This is a genomic window from Rhodococcus sp. HNM0569, assembly GCF_012726205.1.
Taxonomy (GTDB): Bacteria; Actinomycetota; Actinomycetes; order Mycobacteriales; family Mycobacteriaceae; genus Rhodococcus_F.
In genome coordinates, this window is record NZ_JAASAE010000018.1 from 1 (window position 1) to 22,779 (window position 22,779).

The 22,779-nt window shown below is 69.7% G+C and carries 11 protein-coding genes and 1 pseudogene; 6 read left to right on the forward strand and 6 right to left on the reverse strand.

Annotated features, from left to right (window positions below):
- From HCA44_RS21300 to panD, 3 genes are all read right to left on the reverse strand, one after another.
- The coding region (locus tag HCA44_RS21300; RefSeq protein ID WP_169650806.1) for an AMP-binding protein at positions 1-2,367 on the reverse strand (2,367 nt) is incomplete at its 3' end.
- The gene (locus HCA44_RS21305; protein ID WP_169650807.1) at positions 2,364-12,173 is read right to left on the reverse strand and encodes a non-ribosomal peptide synthetase; all 9,810 of its coding nucleotides are present in this window, start codon (positions 12,171-12,173) and stop codon (positions 2,364-2,366) included. The genes HCA44_RS21300 and HCA44_RS21305, both read right to left, overlap by 4 nt.
- A gap of 73 nt (positions 12,174-12,246) precedes the next feature.
- A complete protein-coding gene (gene panD, locus HCA44_RS18545; RefSeq protein WP_169650808.1) occupies positions 12,247-12,654 on the reverse strand; it encodes an aspartate 1-decarboxylase in 408 nt (135 codons plus the stop codon).
- Between the two features lie 478 nt (positions 12,655-13,132).
- On the opposite strand from panD, the gene HCA44_RS18550 reads away from it, so the two are divergent.
- Positions 13,133-14,344, forward strand: coding sequence for an isochorismate synthase (locus tag HCA44_RS18550; protein ID WP_346764790.1), 1,212 nt, complete (start codon positions 13,133-13,135; stop codon positions 14,342-14,344).
- A gap of 28 nt (positions 14,345-14,372) precedes the next feature.
- On the opposite strand, the pseudogene HCA44_RS18555 reads toward HCA44_RS18550, so the two are convergent.
- From HCA44_RS18555 to HCA44_RS21115, 3 genes and pseudogenes are all read right to left on the reverse strand, one after another.
- Positions 14,373-14,636, reverse strand: a pseudogene (locus HCA44_RS18555) (oxygenase MpaB family protein); the annotation flags it as partial.
- A gap of 150 nt (positions 14,637-14,786) precedes the next feature.
- Positions 14,787-15,503, reverse strand: a complete 717-nt coding sequence (locus tag HCA44_RS18560; protein ID WP_169650809.1) for a polysaccharide deacetylase family protein — start codon at positions 15,501-15,503, stop codon at positions 14,787-14,789.
- Position 15,504: 1 nt separating this feature from the next.
- The gene (locus HCA44_RS21115; protein ID WP_346764793.1) at positions 15,505-15,924 is read right to left on the reverse strand and encodes a GtrA family protein; all 420 of its coding nucleotides are present in this window, start codon (positions 15,922-15,924) and stop codon (positions 15,505-15,507) included.
- 233 nt (positions 15,925-16,157) lie between these two features.
- On the opposite strand from HCA44_RS21115, the gene HCA44_RS18570 reads away from it, so the two are divergent.
- From HCA44_RS18570 to HCA44_RS18590, 5 genes are all read left to right on the forward strand, one after another.
- The gene (locus tag HCA44_RS18570) at positions 16,158-17,594 is read left to right on the forward strand and encodes an FAD-binding oxidoreductase (protein ID WP_169650810.1); all 1,437 of its coding nucleotides are present in this window, start codon (positions 16,158-16,160) and stop codon (positions 17,592-17,594) included.
- Positions 17,591-18,352 (forward strand): decaprenylphospho-beta-D-erythro-pentofuranosid-2-ulose 2-reductase, encoded by a 762-nt coding sequence (locus HCA44_RS18575; protein WP_169650811.1) that lies wholly within the window; start codon positions 17,591-17,593, stop codon positions 18,350-18,352. Before HCA44_RS18570 ends, HCA44_RS18575 begins: the two co-directional genes overlap by 4 nt.
- A gap of 109 nt (positions 18,353-18,461) precedes the next feature.
- A complete protein-coding gene (locus tag HCA44_RS18580; RefSeq protein ID WP_346764794.1) occupies positions 18,462-20,309 on the forward strand; it encodes a galactan 5-O-arabinofuranosyltransferase in 1,848 nt (615 codons plus the stop codon).
- Between the two features lie 240 nt (positions 20,310-20,549).
- Positions 20,550-20,852 (forward strand): hypothetical protein, encoded by a 303-nt coding sequence (locus HCA44_RS18585; protein WP_169650812.1) that lies wholly within the window; start codon positions 20,550-20,552, stop codon positions 20,850-20,852.
- Between the two features lie 63 nt (positions 20,853-20,915).
- The gene (locus HCA44_RS18590) at positions 20,916-22,760 is read left to right on the forward strand and encodes a glycosyl transferase (protein ID WP_206038352.1); all 1,845 of its coding nucleotides are present in this window, start codon (positions 20,916-20,918) and stop codon (positions 22,758-22,760) included.
- Positions 22,761-22,779: the final 19 nt, after the last annotated feature.

A 22,779-nucleotide genomic window follows, 5' to 3' on the forward strand; every position in this document is an offset into this window, starting at 1 on the left:
ACCCGACACATACAACTCACCCACCACACCCGGCACCACCGGACGCAACCACGCATCCAGGACGTGAACGCGTGTTCCCGGAACCACGTATGTCATCCCGGTGGTGAGTGCGGCACCGTCGGCGCCCAGCACGTCGCCGGCGATTTCCGACGACCCGTACGAATCCACCAACTCCACACCCGGCACCGCAGCCCGGATCACCTCGGCCACCGCGGGATCGAGCCGCTCCCCACTCGACACCACCCGGAACAACCGCAACGCACCCAGCTCGCCGGCATCCCCGTCGAACACCGCCGACAACATCGACGGCACACCCGTCACCTGCGTCACCGACTCCCGCACCATCAACCCACGCAACGCAACCGGATCGACAGCCACGTCGTCCGACGCCAACACCACCCGCGCCCCCGAACACAACCCCGCCAACAACTCCGTCACACCATCGACGAACGTCACCGCACTCTTCGACACCCGCACATCCGCCACACCCGCAGGCACCGACCACCGATCCACCGCCCACGACACACGATTCGCCAACCCCGCCTGCGAACCCACCACACCCTTCGGCACACCCGTCGACCCCGACGTGAACAACACACACCCCACCGAGCCACCCCACACCCCACGCACCCGATCGGAGTCGGTGACCGGGCCGTGCGGAAGTCGTGCGAGTTCGGGAGCGGCGTCGTCGATCGACTCCGTCGTCAGAACCAGTGCAGGCGCGGAATCGGCCAGCATCCGCTCGCGGCGCTCCCGCGGGTGGGACGGATCCATCGGCACCACACCCGCACCCGACGCCAGCACACCCAGCAACGACACCACCGCATCGACGCCTCGAGGCATCGACACCGCAACCCGATCCTCGGTGCCGACACCACGACCGGCGAGCCACCGGGCCACGCGCGCTACGCGGGCACCCAGTTCCGTGTACGTGAGCTGTTCCGGGCCGGACGTGACCGCGACGTCGGTTCCGCGACGGGCAACGACGTCGAAGAACATGTCCGACACCGTTTCCCAGTGCGTTTCGGGCGCACCGTGTCGAACAGCGCCCTCCGCGGGACTCGCCGCAGGCAGATGTGCGGCACCCGTGTCCGGGTGCGCGAGCGAGGCCGACACATGCGCGCACAGGTCGGCGGCGCACTGCCCGAGCGCGGAGTCGTCGAACGACGCGGCGTCGCCGTCGACGCACAGTTCGAGCTCCCCGTGTACGCCGTCGTCGCTGCCCACGATCTGCGCGGTGACCGACAGGCCCGGTACCGGGCCGCGGGAGATCGACCGGATCGTGGCGGTCGCGTCGCCCAGTCTCAGTGTGTCGGAGAATGGTTTGATGTTGGCCCATACGCGGGGCCGGACGCCCCCGGTGCCGCGGGAGAGTTCCTCACCGCGCATGCGGGTGTGCGAACGGATCCGGGAGACGGCAGCGCCCGTCTCGGCGAGGGCGGTGCGGGCGGTGGCGTGCGGGCCGACACGCAACCGTAGCGGCGCGACGTTGACCGCCATGGCCGGCACCGTCGCGGCGACGGATCCGAAGCGATTCATCATCGGAAAGCCCAGCACTACTTCGCTTTCCGCCGTTCGTGACGACACGAACGTGCCGAGCAGCGCGGTGAACGCCTCGCCCCACGAGCGGCCGTCCGCAGCCGCGAAGTCGTGCAGAGCGGTGGTGGTGGCTCGGTCGAGCCGCACGACTGTGGTGCGTACCTCCCGTGCGACGTGGTGGCCTTCGGGCACGGTGGGCCACTCCGGCGCCGCGACCCCACGGAGTTCGTCCGCCCAGAAGTCGATGTCCTCGCTCCGTGCGTCCGATGCCCGGTATGCGGTTTCCTCGTCCACGAGGGCGGCAGCGGACACCGGCCGGCGCGAGCTCTGGTCGGTGCCTCCGGCTCGGTAGAGAGCGGCCACGCGGCGCGCCAGCAGTCCGAAGCCGAAGACGTCGAGGACGATGTGGTGCGCCCACAGCGCGATCGACGTCCGGTCCGGGCCGAGCACGAGAATCTCGGCGCCGAAGCACGGTTCGGACGCGGGGTCGATCGGTGTACGTGCGTGCCCACGGATCCGCGAGTCGGCTGCCGCCTCGGGATCTGCTTCGTGCGACAGGTCGACGACGCGGACGTCGGCGACGTCCCACGCGGCCGGCTCGGCGGTGACCCCGTCCTCGTCGTCGGGCGCGAAGCGCGTGCCGAGTCCGTCGGCGTCGCGGATCGCGCCGGTGAGCGCCTGACGGAGCACCGTGAGGTCGACGTGTCCGCGCACGTCCCACGCGTGCGCGATCACGAAGGCGGACGAGCCGGGCACCATCCGCTGCGCGAACCACATGCCCGCCTGGGCTGCTGTCGCCGGAATCCGCGTCGAGTCGCCCACGTTCACCGGTTGCTCTCCTCCACTCGTCGTGCACTCTCACCGTAGGATTCGTCGACGAACCGCATCACCGGCCCGGCCCATCCGTCGACGGCGTCGCGATCGAGCAGCCGGTAATGGTGGACGTCGGTCTCGACGACCTCGCGAAGGTCGGGGCAGTGCACGCGCCACCGATCGGCGAGACCGTCGCCGACGCGTGCGGGGGACGTCACGAGCGCCGTCGGCGCCGACACCGTGCCTGCGGTCGGCTCGAGCATCATCCGGTTGCAGCGCATGCACGCGTCGAGGGTCGCGGCGACACCGTCGCGGCCGAGTGCAGCGAGCGCACTCCCGGACTGCGTGATCGTCTCGGCAAGTTCCTCGGGAGTTCCAGGGGTATCCGCAGCGCTGTCGATACCCGCATACCGCAGCACCTGCCGGTAGGCGTCGGCCTCGAGTTGGTCCAGTGTCCAGTGCGCCGCTTCGCCTGCGGGGATCGGCAGCGCGTCGACGATCGTGAGCGACGCGACCTGCCGACCGGCACGCTCGAGATCGGCCGCGACCGCATACGCGAGGTGACCGCCGTACGACCAGCCGAGCAGCTCGATCGGGCCGTCGCCGCTCGCCGCGACGACCGCCGCCGTGTAGCGCTCGACGACCTCGCGGTAGCCGGCGGGATCGTGACTGTCGCCCGCGTGCACCGGATCCTGCACCCCGACGACGCCGGTGCCGTCCGCGACGAACGGTACGAGCGATGCGTAGACCGTGCCGAACCCGGAGCTGGCGTGGAAGCAGAACAGGGTGCGCTCGCGTGACGGCGCAAGTTCGATCAGTACCGGGTCGGCGGCGTTTCCGGACTGTCCGTCGTCGCCTGCACGGGCCGCGATGTCCCGCACGGTGGGGCCGGCGAACACGTCGCGCACCCGCAGATCGGGCACGATGCCGTCCTCGGCGACACGTGCGGCGAGACGCATCGCCATCAGCGAGTTCGCCCCCGCGTCGAACAGGTTCGCGGTCACGGAGATCTCGTCGAGGCCGAGCAGAGCGCACGCGACAGCCGCGACGGCGTGTTCGGCCTCTCCCACGGGGGCCACCGATTCCGTGTCGGCGGTGGCGATGTCGGGAAGTGCACGCGCGTCGGTCTTGCCGTTGACGGTCAGCGGAATGTCCTCGACGACCGCGATTCCCGACGGCACCATGTAGTCGGGCAGTGCGTCGGCGGCGCGCCGCGCGAGTGCCACGACGTCGGGTGCCGCTCCGTCTGCCGCGACGACATAGGACAGCAGACGGGCTTTCGCGCCGTCGCCGCGCACGATCGTGACCGCCCGTCCGACCGACGGGTCGCCCGCCAGGCAGTCCGAGATCTCGCCCGGCTCGACGCGGAAGCCGCGGATCTTGACCTGATCGTCGCTGCGGCCGAGATAGTCGAGGCTGCCATCGGCACTGTGCCGCACGAGATCACCTGTGCGATACATACGCTCGCCGACGCCCCACGGACACGCGACGAAGCGGTCGCACGTGAGCGCCGCGCGCCCGACATATCCGCGCGCGATGCCTGCGCCCGCGAGGTACAGCTCGCCCGGCACACCGGGCGGAACCGGCGTCATCGCATCGTCGAGAACGTACGCGCGTGTGTTGAAGATCGGGCGACCGACATTCGACGTCGCACGATCGGCGAGGTCGGCACCCAGCGCGTTGATCGTGTACTCGGTGGGGCCGTACAGGTTGTAGCCGAGCACACCGGGCGCGTCACGCAGCCCGGTCCACAGTTGCTCGGGCACGGCTTCGCCGCCGAGCGAGACGAACACGACCCCGGCGGCGTCGGACGACGTCGAACGGCCGCGTGGGCGGTCGCGTTCGAGCAGACCGTGTTCGACGAGGATCTGTCCGTACGACGGCGTGACGTCGAAACCGTCGATGCGTTCGGTGTCGTACCGTGCCAGCAGTTCGGTCGGTTCCTTGCGCAGAGTCTCGTCGACGACGTGCACCTCGTGCCCCGCGAGGAGCCAGAACAGCTGTTCCCACGACGCGTCGAACGAGAACGACGTCGTGTGCGCGATACGCATGCGCCTGCCGCCCTGATGCGCCACCACGGGGTCGAAGATCTCGGCGACGTGGTTGTAGTACATGTTGGTGAGTCCGCGATAGCCCACCGCGACGCCCTTCGGCTTACCCGTCGATCCGGACGTGAAGATGATGTAGGCGAGGTTGTCGAGGTGAGGCCGCGCCCGCGACGTGAACACCGCGCCGTCCGCCCGACGCGAACCCTGCTGTCGTGCACCGTTGCCCAGGTCCAGGTCCAGCACCTGCGCGCCGCGGCCGCCGGTGCGCACCGCGTCGTCGACCACGTCTCGATACGGCGCCGCCGTGAGCACCACCGTCGCGTCGGACGTCTCCAGCATGTACGCGACCCGCTCGGTCGGGTGCTCGCCGTCGATCGGCACGTAGGCCGCGCCACGTGCGAACACCGCGAACATCGCGACCACCATACGTTCGTCACGCGGAAGCATCAGGGCGACGCGACTTTCCGGACCGACGTCCATATCCGCGAGCGTGCCGGCGAGCGCGTCGACGTCGGCACCGAGCTCGGCGAACGTCATGCGCCGGTGTGCCGACACGAGAGCGATCTCGTCGGGCACCCGGGCGATGCGCGCTTCGAGAAGGTCGGCGACGGTCTCGCACGGGATGTCGTGCGCCGTCGCGTTCCACTCGCCGAGCACGAGCTCGCGTTCGTGCGTGGTCGTGATCGAGTGCCTGCCCGCCAGTGCCTCGGGCTGCTCGGCGAGGGCCCGCAGGGTCGCCACGAATCTGTCGGTGAGGGCCACGATGTCGTCCTCGCCGAACAGATCGCCGCGGTACGCGCACCGCACGTGCATGTCGCCGACCGGGTCGACCGCGAAGGACACCGGGTAGTGCGTCGAGTCGTCGAGCCGTCCGCGGCGCGCAGTGACCTCGCCGTCCGCGCCGTACGTCGCATCGGGCACCGAGACGGGATGGTTCTGGACGATGAACAGTGTGTCGAACAGCGCGGGGATCGCAATCCGGTTCTGAATCGCGCTCAGGCTCACGAACGGCGCGTCGAGCACGTCGATCTGGCGCTGCTGATGCGCGCGCAGGCCGTCGGCGAAGGTGTCCCGTGGCGAGACGGTGACCCGCACCGGCACCGTGTTGAACAGCAGACCCACGATCGCGTCGGACGTCTCGATCTCGGGCGGCCTGCCCGAGACCGTGGTGCCGAACACGACGTCTCCCCTGCCGGTGAGCTTCGCGAGCGTCGCACCCCATGCGTAGTGCAGCACCGTGCCGATCGTGACTCCCGCGGTGCGTGCGGTGGTACGTACGGCGTCGCTGAGTACGCTGTCCAGGTCGCGGCGATGGTCGCGCGCGAACTCGGGTCGCGGGCCGGCACCGGATGCATCGGGACGCAGGAAGGTCGGTTCGTCGATACCCGACAGATAGCGCACCCACGCGCCCTCGGCTGCGTCGCGGTCGCGCTCGAGCAACCATGCGCAGTAGTCGCGGAAGGTCGCGCGGCCCGACGGCGCGGCGGCGTCCGGGTCGGTGTAGAGCTCGAGCAACTCGCCGATCATGAGACTGTGCGACCAGCCGTCGACGAGGATGTGCTCGAATGTGACGGCGAGAGTCCACTCGTCGCGGGCACTTTCGACGAGCGCGAAGCGTACGAGCGGAGGCGACGCGGCCGAGAACGGCTGAGCACGCTGCTCGCGCAGCACCTCCGCGACAGCCACGTCCTCCTCGGCACGCACGACGGTGAGCGGAATGGGGCATCGTGCCGGCACGATCTGCAGCGACCGGTCGCCGACCGTCACGAATCCGGCGGTCAGGTTCGGGTGCCGCTCGAACAGCGCACCGATCGCACGCGAGAACCGGCGCGGGTCGACGGGTCCGCGCAGAGTGACGTGCGACTGCGACGCGTACAGGTCGGCGACACCCTGGTCCTCGGCGAGCTGGAGGTGGAACAGCAGACCTTCCTGAAGCGGTGTCGTCGGAAGGACGTCCCGTACGGCACCGAACCGCTGCTCGACGCGTCGCCGTTCGTGTGGCGCGAGCGGCACCAGCTCGTCGGCGTGGGCCGGTCGAAGCGCGGCCAGGTCGTATCCAGCTCCGTCGGCAACACGAATTCCGCTGTCGCGCAGCACCTCTGCAATGCGTCGCGCGGACGTACCGGCATCGACCACACCCGGTGCGCACGCGATCTGCACCGATATCCGGGCGTGCGCGGCGTCGAGAAGGGCGGTGACCACGATGTCGTACTCGCCGACCGGCACCGGCGACGCGAGTTGCGTCGTCGTGAGCGGCAGTGTGGTCGAGGACGGCAGGGCGGACGTGGCGAACCACCGCACGAGCACTCGCGCGTCGGGCACCTCGTCGAAGACGTCGCGGGTGTCGTCGCACTCGTAGCGCAGCCACGCGTATTCGTCGAGTGCGGCGTCGTCGGCTGCGCAGTACTCGGCCAGAGTTCCTGCAGTGCACGCATCCGGGTCGAGCACGTCGGCGGGCAAGAGGACCGGGAACCGCCGGAGCCGGCCGTGCCACATCGAATCCGGCTGCACAGCAGTCGCTGCCGGACTCTGTGCTTCTTCTACGTCGAGCAGTAGCGCGTCGCCACCGTCGGGATCGGCGACCCCGGCCTCGACCAACGTGCGCGCTACCGCCGCCACCACGCCCACGCGGGGAGCCGCGATGCCCGCGGCCCAGGCGACCGTCGCGAACGTCTCGGCCGAGTCACCTGCCCCGCGGCTGCCGGACTCGACCGGGCCGGCGGCGATCAGGGCGGTGTCGATCAGGGCGGTGTCGAGAAGGTTTTCGGCGAACTCCATCCATTCGGAGTCGTCGGGGTCGATGTCGTGGCTCGGCGCGGCAGGCCCCGCCTCGAGCGCCCCACCCCCCGTCTCGAATGCCACCGGACCGGGCGTGGCCTCCACGGTCGTCGCGGTGTGCGCGATTGCGGCCGCGAGCAGGTCGAGCGATGTGGGATCGGTGACGTCGGCACCGAGCATCGCCGAGGCGATACACCCGTCCGCGTCCTCGGTGTACTCGATCGCGAATCCCGATCCCTCGGTGAGGAGCAGCGTCGCCAACTCGACCGCGCGGACCGCGGCAGGGGCGGGGGCGGCTGTTGCGATCCCGCTCCCCGACAGCCCGAATGCGGCGCCCGCCGCGAGCGCCGCGGAGCGCGCCCACGACGCGGGCAGGCCCTCGAGTTCCGGAGCCTCACGGCGCATGCGCTGCGGATCTCGTACCGGACCCCTGCTCTCCGCGGCAGGCACCGCTGCAGACGCGGCCTGGGCACGCGCACCCGCGGCAGGCGTGACACACAGGGACACTTCGTGCGTCAGCTCGCCGACAGTCGCCGTCGCGCGTTGCGCGGCGAGGGTCATCGTGGCGGCGACATGCGCGAGGAGCAGATCGGCGGTGCCCGCGTCGAACACGTCGGTCGCGAAATCGACACCGACGGTCCACGATCCGTCGACGTGCTCGTGCAGGCCGAACACCAGATCGAACTTGGCCCACAGGGTGTGCTCGTCGAGAGCGTGCAGGTACTCGCGTTCCACCGACAACCGGTCGAGGACGGTGACGTCGCCGTCGCCGCCGAAATCGGCCACGGCGTCCCCGCGCTCGTGCCGATACGAGATCATCACCTGGAACAGCGGGCTGGTGCCGGGCACACGTTCGGGCGCGATCCGTTCGACCACGTGCTCGAATGGTGCGTAGCGGTGCGCCATCGCGTCGAGATCGGCGTCCCGGATACGCGCGAGGGTGTCCGCCACCGTCATGGCGCCGTCGAGTTCGGCGTCGAGCACGACGGTGTTGACGAAGAACCCGATCGTGTCCGACAGTTCGTCGTCGTCGCGAAGGCTGGCCGGGCTGCCGAGCGGGCTGCGATCCCCCGCACCCGCGGCACGCAATGCTGTCGCCACACCGAAATGCAGCATCATGAGCGGCGTGACGCGGTGGGCACTCGCCGCCGCGCGGACATCGGCGGCCACGGCTGCAGGCAGTTCGACCGTGCGGAAGTCGACCGGACTCGGTTCGGCCGACACGCGTGGCCGGTCGTACGGCAATGCGAGCGTGCGCGGGGCGTCGCGGAGCCGGTCGTGCCAGAAGTCGAGGGAGGCGTCGCCGTGTTCGGCCAGCATCGTGCGATACCACGCCGCGAACTGTGCGTACTGGATCGGCCGCGGACGCTCGGCCTGCGCCGTCCCGGCACTGCGGGCGCGGTACGCGTCGGCGAGATCGCGGACGAGGGTCGGGAAGGACGCCTCGTCCGTCGCGATGTGGTGGCCCGCGATCACGAGGAAGGATGCGGTGTCGGCGCGGACGAGCGTGAGCCGAATGGGCGGCTCTGCGTCGAGATCGAACACGTGACCGAGCGCGTGATCGAGCTCGGCAACCGATTCGGCATCGCCGCAGTCGATTTCGTGCACGGTGCCGCCGGTATTCGCGCCGTGGACGTCCTGCAGCAGCCGCTCGCCGTCCCAGCGGTAGGTCGTGCGCAATACGTCGTGCCTACCCAGGACGTCGCCGAACGCTCCGCGCAGCGCCGGCAGATCGGGCGCCGCGCCACCGAATCGGACGACGCCGCCGACGTTGTAGGCCGAGACGTCGGGGCTCATCCGGTCGATCAGCCACAGTGCCTGCTGGCCCGGGCTCGCGAGGACGTCTCCGGCGATGTCGACATCGCCCACTGCTGCGGTGTGCGCCGACGTACCGTCGTGGTTCTCACCCGTCTCGACGAGGGCGGCAAGCTCGCCGACGGTCGGGTGATCGAACACGTCCCGCACCGACACACCCGGAAGCCGCGCCACCAACCGCGTCGCCACGATCGAATGACCACCGAGCGCGAAGAAATCCGACTCCACCCCCAGACTCTCCACACCCCCGACCCCGAGCACCTCCGCGAACAACGCCGCCACCCGACACTCCGCCACCGACTCCGGCAACCGCGACGAACCCGACACCACCGGATCCGGCAACGCCGCCCGATCCACCTTCCCCGACGACGTCCGCGCAAAACCGTCCACCGGCACCACCACCGCAGGCACCACCGCCGACGGCAACCACCGCGCAGCCTCCCGACGCACCCCCACCACATCCACACTCGCCGGCGTCACATACCCGACCACATCCACCGAACCCTCAGCCGACCTACGCACCCGCGCCACCGCCGACTCCACACCCACACACCGAGCCAACACCGACTCGATCTCCCCCAACTCGACCCGCACACCACGCACCTTGATCTGGTCGTCGACGCGGCCGCGGAAGTACACGAGCCCGTCGTCCCCGAGACACGCGAGATCGCCGGTGCGGTACATACGTTCGCCCGTGCCGAACGGGCACGGCACGAAGCGGCCCGCCGACAGCAACGGGGACGTGTACCCGCGGGCGAGTTGCACTCCCGACACGTACAACTCGCCGACTGCGCCCGCAGGAACGGGCCGCAACCACGGGTCGAGGACGTGCAGATCGGTATTCCATACGGGCGAACCGATCGAGATGTCGCCGGCCGACCCGGCAGGCACCTCGGTCGCGGTGACGTCGACCGCGGCCTCGGTGGGCCCGTACAGGTTGTGCAATCTCGCGTCGATGCGGGAGTGGAAGGCGTCACGTACCGGCGCCGTGAGCGCCTCGCCACTGCACAGCACGCGACGCAACGGCAGCGGCTGCTCGTCGACCTCGCGGACGAACTCGCGCAACATCGTCGGGACGAAATGCATCGTCGTGACACCGAACTGCCGAACGGCGCCGACGAGGGCCCGCGGATCACGGTGGGCTCCGGGCGGCGCGACCGCGAGAGTCGCACCCTCGAGCAACGGCCAGAAGAACTCCCACACCGACACGTCGAAACCGAACGCGGTCTTCTGCAGCACCACGTCGTCGGGCGCGAGACCGTACTCGGCCTGCATCCAGCGCAACCGGTTGACGATTGCGCGATGGCTCACGACGACGCCCTTGGGCCGCCCCGTCGACCCGGACGTGTAGAGCACGTATGCGGACGAGTCCGGCGCGACCGCCACGGGTTCGGACAGTGCGCCTTCGGCGACCGCTTCGATCGTCGTTCCCCTGTCGTCCACCAGGATTCGGGCGACACCGGCAGGACACCAGTCGCCGTGCCCGGGGCCGACGATCGCGCACCGCATCGCGCTGTCGGAGGTCGTGTAGGCGATACGTTCGGCCGGATGGTCGGGATCGAGCGGCACGTAGGCGCCGCCGGCGCGATGCACCGCGAACAGCGCGACGACCATCGCTGTCGAGCGGTCGGCCAGCACACCGATGCGATCGTCGGGCCGCACGCCGCGTGCGACGAGCTCGGCAGCGAGTGCGCCGACGGCGTCGTCGAGTTCGCGGTACGTGAGCGCGGTGTCGCCGAAGCGGAGGGCACGGCTGCCCGCGTGACGGTGCGCGGATTCCGTGAACAGCGACGCCAAGGTGTCCGCAGGCGCAAGCGCGACCCGCTCGCCGTACACGGAGCTGTCGCGCGCGTCGACCGCGACATCGAGCACGCCACGCTCGGGCTCGGTGAGGGCCGTCTCGACGAATACGCGGACGCCGTCCGCGATGCCCGCGAGCCGCTCCGCGGAGTAGCGCTCGGCGTCCGCGTCGAACTGCAGCTCGAGCGCGTCTCCGGCGCGGCGGATCGTGAGTGTGAGGTCGCGCACCGGACCGCGGTCGAGCGACTCGACCGTCACGGTGGCTGAACCCAACTCGAATACGTCGTCGAAGGGTTTGACGTTGAGCGACAGGCCGGACGGGTCGTATCCGACACCCGTGCGGAGCTGATGCGTGACGTCTTCGCCCCGGTAACGGGTGTGCCGGCGCGTGCGCGCCCGCTCGTCCACCATCCGCGACGCGAGCTCGCCGAAGGAGGCCCCGGGATCGACGGCCATGCGCAGCGGCAACACGTTGACCGCGGTCGTCGGAATCGATGCACCGACCGATCCGATCCGGTTCATCATCGGAAAGCGCAGTGCGGCATCCGGTTCACCGGTCTCGCTGGACACGTAGCCGAAGACCGCCGCACCCACGAGGTCGATCCACGACGCGCCGAGCGGCGACGTCGCCGACAACGTGCCGGGAGCGAACGCTGCCGTCGTGACGCGGTGGTGCCGAACGTGCGGGGCCACGGCGCCGGCCGCTCCGGCCGTCCGTGCCAGTGACGACGGTGCGCGGCATCCGGTCAGGTACTCGCGCCAGAACGCACCGTCCTCGGCGAAGGCCTGCGACTCGCGGTATCGCTGCTCCTCGTGCACGAGGTCGGCGATCCGGCCGAACCAGGGCGCGCGGGGCTCGCCGCCCTCGACGCGCGCCGAGTACAGCTCCGCGACGCGGCGCCCGAGCAGCATGAGCCCGAACACGTCGAGTGCGATGTGGTGGGCGCGGATGAGCACATCGGTGCGGGCCTCTCCGGTGGTGAACACCGTGACCTCGAGGCAGGGGCCGATCGCGGGGTCGATCGCCCGCGCACGTGCCTGTTCGATCAGCTCGTCGACCTCCACCGGCTCGGTGCAGTCGACCAGCTCGACGTCGTGCGCGTCGTGCACGCCGAGCAGTTGCACGACACGCCCGGTGTCGTCGTCGGCGAATACCGCCGACAACGCGTCCGATTCGCGCGCCGCCCGGGTGAACGCGTCCGCGAGTGCTGCCCTGTCGACGGACCCGTCGATGTGCCACCGGTGCGCCACGGTGCAGACCGCAGACCCGGGAACGAGCTTCTGCCCGAACCAGATTCCGTGCTGCGCGGCAGTCGCGGGATGCGCGGCGGGATCTGCGGTTGTCGGCTGGTCTGCGAACGAGGACGGCGAGAGGGACACGACGTGCTGACTCCTTCGTCGAGCCCGCGCCGGGTGCGGCGTTGCTCGACACGCGTGGCGATGGGTGACGGGCTCAGCGAGGCGAGAGCTGGTCTATCGCTCCGGGCACCGGCTCGGCGGCGTCGTTGCCGAGCGCGACGATGCGGTTGTCGGCGTCCACGTGGACGACGCGCGGCGTGTGCCCACGCACGGCCGAGGGCTCGAACCCGCCGAACGACATGATGATCACGAGGTCGCCGGGATTGACGAGGTGCGCGGCGGCACCGTTGATGCAGATGCAGCCGGACCCCCGTGCTCCGGTGATCGCATAGGTCTCGAGTCGTGCACCATTGGTGATGTCGACGATGTGGACGAGTTCGCCTTCGACGATGTCGGCGGCCTCGAGGAGGTCCTGGTCGATCGTGACGGACCCGACGTAGTGCAGGTCGGCCGCGGTGACCGTCGCACGGTGAATCTTCCCGTTCACCAGGGTGCGGAGCATGCTGTCCTCTCCGAGCGTGCGGGAACGGGGGCGCACGGGAAACCGACAGCTCCCACGGCGCACAGCCGAAGGTATGCATGCGGCCCGAAAGCGCACACCACTCACCCCGACGCGCTCAATATTCGGTTACCCTAACCTAATCGTCAGACAACATAGCGCACCGAGGACGACCGCGGTCAAGCCCGTCGCGCAGCCGTCGACGATTTCGGAGGTGAGAGCGATTTCGCCGATATCCTCGAACGCTTTTCGGCCACGACCGGCGAAAACTGTTTTCCGAAACGGCTTTTGCCGCCACGACCTGCGGTTCTCCGATCGCCGCGGCCGGAAACCCCCGATCCGGGGCGACCACGTGGACCACCGGACACGCTAGGGTTCCGGTTCGCGCGGAACACGCACACGTCGCGCCGCGCCAGCAACTTTCAGCTTCAACCTGATTCGGCTCGATCGGCCGCCACCCGGCCGACCTCCGCCCGCCCAGGTGTCGACCCCCAGTGAGGCCGGTGTCATGCTCTCGTCGAGAATTGCCACGATCAACACGACCCTCGCGGACGCCGCGAGCAATCCGGCCGTGTCGGCCGTCGGGGGCGACACGGCCGGATCCTTCACGATGTCGCGGCCGGGCTACTGCCTCCGCGCGACGGGCAGTGCCGCGGGCTTCGACACGATCGCCGACGGCCGCGAAGCCCTGCGGTCGGGTGCACACGAATACATCGTGGGTGCACTGCCGTTCGACCTTCGCAGCCCCGCAGCGCTCACCGCGCCCGCATTCGTCGACCACTCCGCCGGGCCCTTCGACGCCGGCGAACCCGCGGCACCGCCTCGTGTTTCGGAGGTCCGTGCCGAGCCCGAACCCGAGACTCATCTCGCGCGGCTCGACCGTGCGCTCGGCGAATTACGCTCGCCCGAAACGGCTCTCGAGAAGGTCGTGATTGCCCGCACGCTCCGTGTCGACTTCGACGAGTCGCTCGACCCCGACGTGCTGCTGAGCCGGCTCGTCGCCGCGGACCACGCGGGCAACGGCTTCCGCGTCGATCTCTCCCCCGCAGGTGCCGACCACGCGGGATGCACACTCGTCGGCTCGAGTCCCGAAGTGCTCGTCGCACGCAAAGGCACTGTGGTGACCTGTCATCCGCTCGCCGGGTCGGCTCCTCGGTACACCGATCCCGATGCCGACCGCGCGAGCGCCGACGCACTCGCGGCGTCGGCGAAGGACCGCCGTGAGCACGCCCTGGTGATCGACTCGCTGCGCAGCGCGCTCGCCCCGCTGTGCTCGTCGGTCGACGCACCCGCGACGCCGACCCTCACGCACACCCCCGCGCTGTGGCATCTCGGCACCCCGATCCGTGCGACTCTGCGCGACAAGGACACCACCGCACTCGATCTCGCGGCCGCGCTGCATCCCACGCCCGCGGTATGCGGCACGCCCACCGACAGCGCGCGCGAGCTGATCACAGGGCTCGAAGGGGATCGCGGGTTCTACGCGGGCACCGTCGGCTGGTGCGACTCGGCAGGCGACGGCGAGTGGCTCGTCACGATCCGCTGCGCCGAGCTGTCGGCGGACGGCCGGTCCGCCCGCGCGTACGCGGGCGGCGGCATCGTGGCCGAGTCCGATCCGGCCGCCGAACTCGCCGAGACGTCGACCAAGTTCCGGACCGTGTTGCGCGCGCTGGGCGTCGCCGAAGGCGAGTGAGCGCACACTCGGACGACTTGCGTGAGTTGGCGCTGTAGGACGTCTCCGCTCCGGGTTTCGACACCACGCGGCGGTGGATCTGCCGCACCGCGTCGCGCACGTAGTCGCGGTCGTCGTCGGTGCCGAACACCGCGACGGCGAGATAGGTCGTGGTGGTGCGTGCCCGCTTGATCGGGTGCAGGTCGGCTCGGCCGGAATCGACCGTGCTCTCGACGACGCCGCGCCCCACCCCCGGTACCGCGAGCTGCATCACGACGTTCGCGACGTTGATCGTGCCGCCGAGCGGAGACACGAGGTCCTCGAGCTGCTGATCGAGCGTGTCTTCCGTGCCCCGTCCACGTACACCCTGACCCCTCCGATCCGACAACGACCGTTTTCTGACAACGGTCGTGTTCAGTTTGGAGTGTCCGCCTCGCAGGCGCAAGACCCGTTTTGTCGGCGTTCAGTCGCGCAGCGACAACAGTTCCGAGACCGTGACGAATCGATAGCCCTGCTCGCGGAGGCGAGCCACGATGTCGGGAATCGCGTCGAGCGACGACTGCCGCGACGACGCCATGACGTGCAGCAGCACGATCGACCCGGGCCGCACGTGCGCCACGGTGTTCTCGGCGATCTCGTACGCGCCGGGCTGCGACGCCGAATCCGGTTCGACGTCCCATGTGACCGACGTGCGGTCGTGCTCGGCGAGATAGTGCGGCAACGCGACCAGCTTCTTGCCGTACGGCGGGCGGAACGTGATGTCGCCGTCGTAGCCCGCCGCGCGGATCGCGTCGTCGGTGGTCTCGACCTCGTCGCGCACCGTCGACGGCGACACGAAGACCATCCGGCGGTGATGGGTCGTGTGGTTGCCGAGTTCGTGGCCCGCCTGGACGATCTGCCGCCCGTACTCGGGATGCGCCGCGAGGTCCTTGCCGTTGACGTAGAAGGTCGCGGGTACGTCGGCTCGTCCGAGTACGTCGAGCACCTCGGGTGTGCGAGCGGTCGGGCCGTCGTCGAGCGTGAGGGCGACGACCTTCTCGTCGGTGTCGACGCGGTCCACGAGCGTGCCGAAGGTCTGCACCGTCCGCGAGTTCATGAGCCCGTACAGGCCGTACGCGACGGCCGCGAGCACCAGCAGCACCGCCACCGCGGTGAACGCGGCGGCGCGTAACCGGCGCATCTCAGCGGATCCGGAAGATCACGGCCCGCTGCACCACGAAGTTGATGACGGTGGCCGTGCCCTGCGCGACCGCGAACGCGGCGATCAGGCGCCACCACTCGTCGGGCAGCGCGTGGTACATCACCCAGTTGAAGCCCACCTGCACCGCGAACGTGATCCCGTACAGCACCACGACGGCCGCGAAACGCGCCTTGCTCGGCGGCGCGTTGAAGGTCCAGCGCCGGTTGATGAGATAGGCGGTGGTGGTGCCGACGACGAAGCTGATCGACTTCGCGACGCTCACGTGCAGTCCGGCGACCGCGTACAGGAGCGTGTACAGGCCGAAGTCGACGACCGCGGACAGGCCACCGGTGACGATGAACCGCACGATCTGCGTCTTGAGGTCGATCGTGTCCTGCACCACGTCGTCGGTGACAGGGATCTCGACCGGGAGCGGCGCGGTGTGCTCGAGCGACCTCGGCTCGCCTGCCTGTTCTGTCGGCTCGCCTGCCTCTGGGGGCACGCCACGGTGGTCAGGGGTCACGCGACGAGGGTAGCGATCGACGCGCCGGGCGCGCGAACGCCCGCCCCGACCAGGCTGCGCGTCCCGTACCGACCTGCACCGACGGTTCTGGCACACGGCCACGTCTACTACTGCGGGTAATCTCTGTCGCGATGTCCACGCCAGCAGAGGAGACGCCCGTCGTGGCGCTCGATACCCAGCCCCGCAAGCTCGCAGGGTGGGGGCGCACAGCGGCCACCGAGGCCCACGTGCTCTCCACCCCCGACGTCGAGGTCATCGCCTCGGCGGTCGCGCAGGTCGCGGAGAACAACAGCTCCAAGCCGTCGCACCTGCGCCGCGGTGTCGTCGCACGCGGTCTCGGCCGCTCGTACGGCGACGTCGCGCAGAACGCGGGCGGCCTCGTGATCGACATGAACGCCCTGGACAAGATCCACCGCATCGACCGCGACACCGCGTTGGTCGAGGTGGACGCCGGCGTCAACCTCGACCAGCTCATGAAGGCCGCGCTGCCGTTCGGTCTGTGGGTGCCCGTGCTGCCCGGCACACGGCAGGTCACGGTGGGCGGCGCGATCGCGAACGACATCCACGGCAAGAACCATCACAGCGCGGGCAGCTTCGGCGACCACGTCGTGTCACTGGATCTGCTGACCGCCGACGGCAAGGTGCGCACCCTCACCCCCAAGGGCGGCCGCAACGACCCGAAGGGCGCGCTGTTCTGGGCCACGATCGGCGGCATCGGGCTCACCGGCATCATCCTCAAGGCCACGATCAAGATGACGCCGACCGAGACCGCGTACTTCATCGCCGACGGCGACGTCACCGCCACGCTCGACGAGACCATCGCGCTCCACAGCGACGGCTCCGACGACAAGTACGAGTACTCGAGCGCGTGGTTCGACGCGATCTCCGCGCCGCCGAAGACCGGGCGCGCCGCGATCTCGCGCGGCTCGCTCGCGAAGCTCGACCAGTTGCCGAAGAAGCTGCAGCGCGACCCGCTCAAGTTCGACGCGCCCACGCTGCTCGACCTCCCGGACGTCTTCCCGAACGGCCTCGCGAACAAGTACACCTTCGGGCCCATCGGCGAGCTGTGGTACCGCAAATCGGGCACCTACCGCGGCAAGGTTCAGAACCTGACGCAGTTCTATCACCCGCTCGACATGTTCGGCGACTGGAATCGGGCATACGGCTCGAAGGGCTTCCTGCAGTACCAGTTCGTCGTGCCCACCGAGGCCGTCGACGAGTTCAAGAACATCATCTACCGCATCCAGGGTTCGGGGCACTACTCGTTCCTCAACGTGTTCAAGCTGTTCGGTGAGGGCAACCGGGCCCCGCTCAGCTTCCCGATGCGCGGGTGGAACATCGCCGTCGACTTCCCGATCACGGGCGGCCTGAACGAGCTCGTCACCGAACTCGACAAGCGCGTGCTCGAGTTCGGCGGCAGGCTCTACACCGCGAAGGACTCGCGCACCACCGCCGAAACCTTCCACAAGATGTACCCACGCATCGACGAATGGCTCGCCACGCGCCGCAAGTACGACCCGCACGGCGTGTTCGCCTCGGACATGTCGCGACGATTGGAACTGAATTGATCAACGCTGTCGGCAACCCCCAGACCATCCTGCTGCTCGGGGGCACGTCCGAGATCGGCCTCGCGATCTGCACCGAGTACCTGAAGCGCTCGCCCGCCAAGATCATCCTCGCGGCGCTGCCCGGCGACCCTCTGCGCGACGAATCCGTCGCGCAGATGAAAGCCGCGGGCGCCACCGACGTCGAGCTGATCGACTTCGACGCGCTCGACACCGCATCGCACCGGGACGTCGTCGACAAGGCGTGGAGCGGCGGCGACGTCGACGTCGCGGTCGTCGCCTTCGCGCTCGACGCGGACGCCGAACAGCTGTGGCAGGACCAGGCCAAGGCCGTCAAGGTCGCCGAGGTCAACTACACCGCGTCCGTCTCGGTCGGCGTGCTGCTCGGCGAGAAGATGAAGGCACAGGGCTTCGGCCGCATCATCGTGATGTCGTCGGTCGCGGGCGAGCGCGTCAAGCGTGCCAACTTCGTGTACGGCTCGACGAAGGCAGGCACCGACGGCTTCTACCTCGGGCTCGGCGAGGCACTCGCGAACTTCGGCCCGCGCGTCACCGTCGTGCGGCCGGGCCAGGTGCGCACCAAGTTCAGCGCGCACGTCGACGAGGCACCGCTCACCGTGAACAAGGAGGACGTCGCGGCCCTCGCGGTGCGCGCGTCCGACAAGGGCAAGGAAATCGTGTGGGCACCCGCGGCATTCCGTTTCGTGATGATCGTGCTGCGGCACGTTCCGCGCGCGATCTTCCGCAAGCTGCCGGTCTAGGCTCCTCGTCGTGAGCGCCGCAGACCCCGCACCTGCCCGCACCGACGACCCGAACACCACCAGTCACCCGATCGACGGGTCACGAGGATCGCTCGTGACCCGGACGCTCGTGTCCGCCGTCGCCGCCGTCGTGGTGGCGGCGGCGGTGTCGGCGTGCGGCCTCGTCGTGTTCGGAGTCGTGTCGTGGCCCGCGTTCTCGTCGTCGAACGTGCTGCGCGCGGTCACGACGGTCGGCCAGGTGCTCACGCTCGCCGTGATCGCGGTGTCGGTGTGGTTGGTGCGACGCCGTCGCGCGGCGCGCACCGCGACGCTCCTGTCGTGGGCGGGCCTGTCCGGATTCGTCACGGTGTCGCTGGGTCTGCCGCTCGCCGCGACGAAGCTGTACCTGCACGGCGTCTCGGTCGACCAGGAATTCCGTACGCAGTACCTGACGCGTCTCACCGACTCGGCGGCGCTGCGCGACATGAACTACGCGGACATCCCACCGTTCTATCCGGCCGGCTGGTTCTGGCTCGGCGGCCGCGCCGCCGATCTCCTCGGGCTCGACGGCTGGGAAGCGTTCAAGCCGTATTCGATCTGTTCGCTCGCGGTCGCGGCGGTGCTCGCGCTCGTGCTGTGGACACAACTCGTACGTCGTGATCTCGCGATCGTCGCCGCGACGGTGACGGCCGTCGTGACCGTGACCTTCGCGTCGCCGGAGCCGTACAGCGCCGTCGTGATCCTGCTGACTCCGCCCGCGCTCGTCCTCGCGTGGGGCGCACTGCACCGGCGGGGCCACCGGGGTGGCTGGGCCGCGGTCGTCGGCACCGGCCTGTTCCTCGGCCTCGCGGCCACCTTCTACACCCTGTTCCTCGGCTGGACCGCGTTCACGGTCGTACTCATGGCGCTCGTCGCGGCGGCCTTCGCGATCCGCCGCGACGGCACGTGGCGCGCTGCCCTCGCACCCGCGGTGCGCCTCGTCGTGATCGCCGTGATCTCGGGCCTCGTCGCGCTGATCGTGTGGACGCCGTACCTGCTCGCGGCGTTGCGCGGCGAACCGGCCGACTCGGGCACCGCGATGCACTACCTGCCCGCGTCCGGCGCTGGCGTGCCGCTGCCGATGATCGACTTCTCGCTGACCGGCGCGATGTGCCTGCTCGGCACCGTGTGGCTGGTCGTGCGCGCCACGACGTCCCGCCGCGCCGCGGCGCTCGGCATCGGCGTCCTCGCCGTCTACGCGTGGTACCTGCTGTCGATGACGGCCACCGCCGCGGGCTCGACGCTGCTCGCGTTCCGGCTCGAGCCGATGCTCGTCGCACTGCTCGGTGTGGCCGCGGTGTTCGGGTTCGTCGAGTTCTCGCACTGGATCGTGCTCGCGACGAGCGACAACTCCCGCGTGCGCGTCGCGCTCGTCGTGGTCGCGTCGCTGTGTCTCGTGTCGTTCGCACAGAACATCCCGCAGTTCCTGGCAGGCGACATCGCCGTCGCGTACTCCGACACCGACGGCGACGGTGAGCGCGGCGACCGTAAGCCACCGGGCGCGGCGTCGTACTACCCGGACGTCGACGCGGCACTCACCGAACAGCTCGGGCGGCCGCGCGACGAGATCGTCGTGCTCACGACCGACACGACATTCCTCAGCTACTACCCGTACTTCGGCTTCCAGGCGCTCACGTCGCACTATGCGAACCCGCTCGCGCAGTTCCGCGAGCGTGCCGAGGTGATCGAGCAGTGGACCGAGCTCGACTCGCCCGACGCGCTCGTGGCTGCGCTCGACGACGCACCGTGGCGTGCGCCCGATGCATTCGTCCTCCGCGAGGACGCCGACGGGTACACACTGAGACTGACCGAGGACGTGTACCCGAACGATCCGAACGTGCGGCGCTACACGGTCACCTTCCCGAAGGAAGTGTTCGACGACCCGCGCTTCACCGTGTCGGACACCGGGCCGTTCGTCGTCGTGACGCGCAACAGCTGACGCACACCGGACCACCCGAACCGAGTTCCGTGCAACGCTTGCTGTCCAGCCGCCACACCGCGTGACCGTCGATTTGTGATCCATACCTCTACGAAACCGACTGTTCGGGAGTTTAATCGTTATCGGAGCCGGGAAACTTACCGGCAACGACAGGAAACAGGCCGGTCTCGACTGGTCGACACGGCCGCATCGCGACGAGCGTGCGATCGATTCCCCGACCCAGCGGCGGGAGGAGTTCCAGTGGTCAAGTCACTGCACACCCAGAACCGAACCGGCACCCGCGCCGACAGCAGCTATCTGCTCGGCAGCACATTCGGGCGCACGTCCGTCGATTTCGGTCTCGTTCTCACCCTCGGCATCCTGGTCGGCATCTACACCGGACTCTGGGCCGTACTCGGCATCGGATTCGCGATGTGCGCGGCATGGCACGGCATCCGCTTCGTCCGTGAAACGGCAGCTCAGCGGCGCATCGATCCCGCTCCCGCGCCCACCCTCGCGCGGCGCGCGCAGGTGGCGCACCCACACCTGCACCGTGCCGCCTAGTACCGGCGACCGTCCGTCGGCGGATTCCCGCCCGTCGCGCAGTCTCGGATAGCCTCGCGAGGCGTGACGGACACAATTGCACCCGCTCGTGGCGCGACCACCACCGTCCCGGCGGAGCGCGCCGACACGCGACGCACGGCCGACAGCTCGTCGTCGCGCCTCGTCCGCAGGCGCCCCGCACCGGCCGACGTCGCCGCCGCCCTCGGGTTCCTGGCGATCGCGACGAGCGTGCTGTGGCACCAGTGGCGGTCGCTCGGTACCGGCTACCTGGTGCGCAGCGCGAACGACCAGACGATGTGGGAGTGGTTCTTCACCGTCGCGGCGCACGCCGTCGCCGGGCTCGACAATCCGTTGTCGACCGACCTGCAGAACTATCCCGACGGCGTCAATCTGATGGGCAACACCGCGATGCTCGGGGTGAGCGTGCCGCTCGCACCGGTCACGCTCGTGTTCGGCGCCACCGTCACCTTCACGCTCGCGCTCACGCTCGGCCTCGCCGGTACCGCCTTCGCGTGGTACTTCCTCTTCTCGCGGCATGTGGTGTCGTCGCGCGTCGCCGCGGCGGTCGGCGGACTCGTGTGCGGTTTCGCGCCCGCGATGATCTCGCACACCAACGGTCATCCCAATTTCGTCGCGCTGTTCGTGCTGCCGCTGCTGATCGTCGCGCTGCTGCGCGTCGCGACCGGCCGCAGACCCGTGCGCGACGGTGTCGTACTCGGCCTGCTCGGCGCGTACCAGGTGTTCCTCGGCGAAGAGCCGCTGTTGATCTTCGCTGTCGCACTCACCGTCTTCGGCATCGTGTACGCGGCGTCCCGGCCACGCGCCGCACTCGCCGCGGCACGGCGCAGCGTTCGCGGTCTCGCGGTGGCGGCACCCGTCGCGGCGGTCGTCGTCGCGGTACCGCTGTGGTGGCAGTTCTTCGGCCCCGACAGCTACGACGCCCTCGAGCACGGGCCCCAGGGCAGCGAACTGGGTGCGCTCACGAACTTCCCGACGTCGTCGCTCGCGGGCGGCTCGGCGGACACGAACGCGCTGCGTATGAACCCGACCGAGGAGAATGCGTTCTTCGGATGGCCGCTGCTGATCGTGTTCGCGGCCGCGTCGCTCTGGCTCGTGCGGTCGACGCTCGCGCGCGCCGCGTCGGCCACCGCGCTCGCGATGATGGTGCTGTCGCTCGGCCACGAGCTGACGATCGGCGGCCGCGACACCGGCATCGCGCTGCCCTGGGCGCGCATGGCCGAATGGCCGCTGCTCGAATCGGTCTTCGAGTCGCGATTCGCGATGGGCGCGATCCCCGCGATCGCACTGGTCCTCGCCCTCGCCACCGAACGCGCGCTGCGCTGGCGGCGCGCCGCGGGATCCGTCGTCCCCGCGCTGTGGACGGTGGGCGTCGTCGGCGCACTCTTGCCGCTCGTGCCGACACCCCTACCGGTCGCCGACCGCGCGCCTGCCCCCGCATTCTTCGCGAACGGCACATGGCGCGAGTACGTCGACGACGGCGCGGTCGTCACGGTGCCGCTGCCGTCTCCCGACGATGCGACCGCGTTGCGATGGCAGACCGAACAGCATCTCGGCTTCCGGCTCGCCGGCGGCTACTTCGTCGGCCCCGGCCGCGACGGCGCCGGCAAGTACGGCCCCGTCGACCGGCCCACCGCGCTGCTTCTCGCCGACGTCGCGCGCACGGGAAAGGTGCCGCAACTGGATGCCGACGCGCGCGCTCGCGCCCGCGCCGACCTCGCGTTCTGGCACGCCGACGTGCTCGTGCTGCCACCGTCTCTGCACAGTGACGGACTGCGTCAGACGGTCACCGATCTCGTCGGAGCCGCACCCTCGTACGTCGACGACGTGTGGGTATGGGATACGCACGATCTGTGCTGGACATACGATGGTCGGCTGTGCGGCCTGTAACTCCAGTACCTCCCGTCTC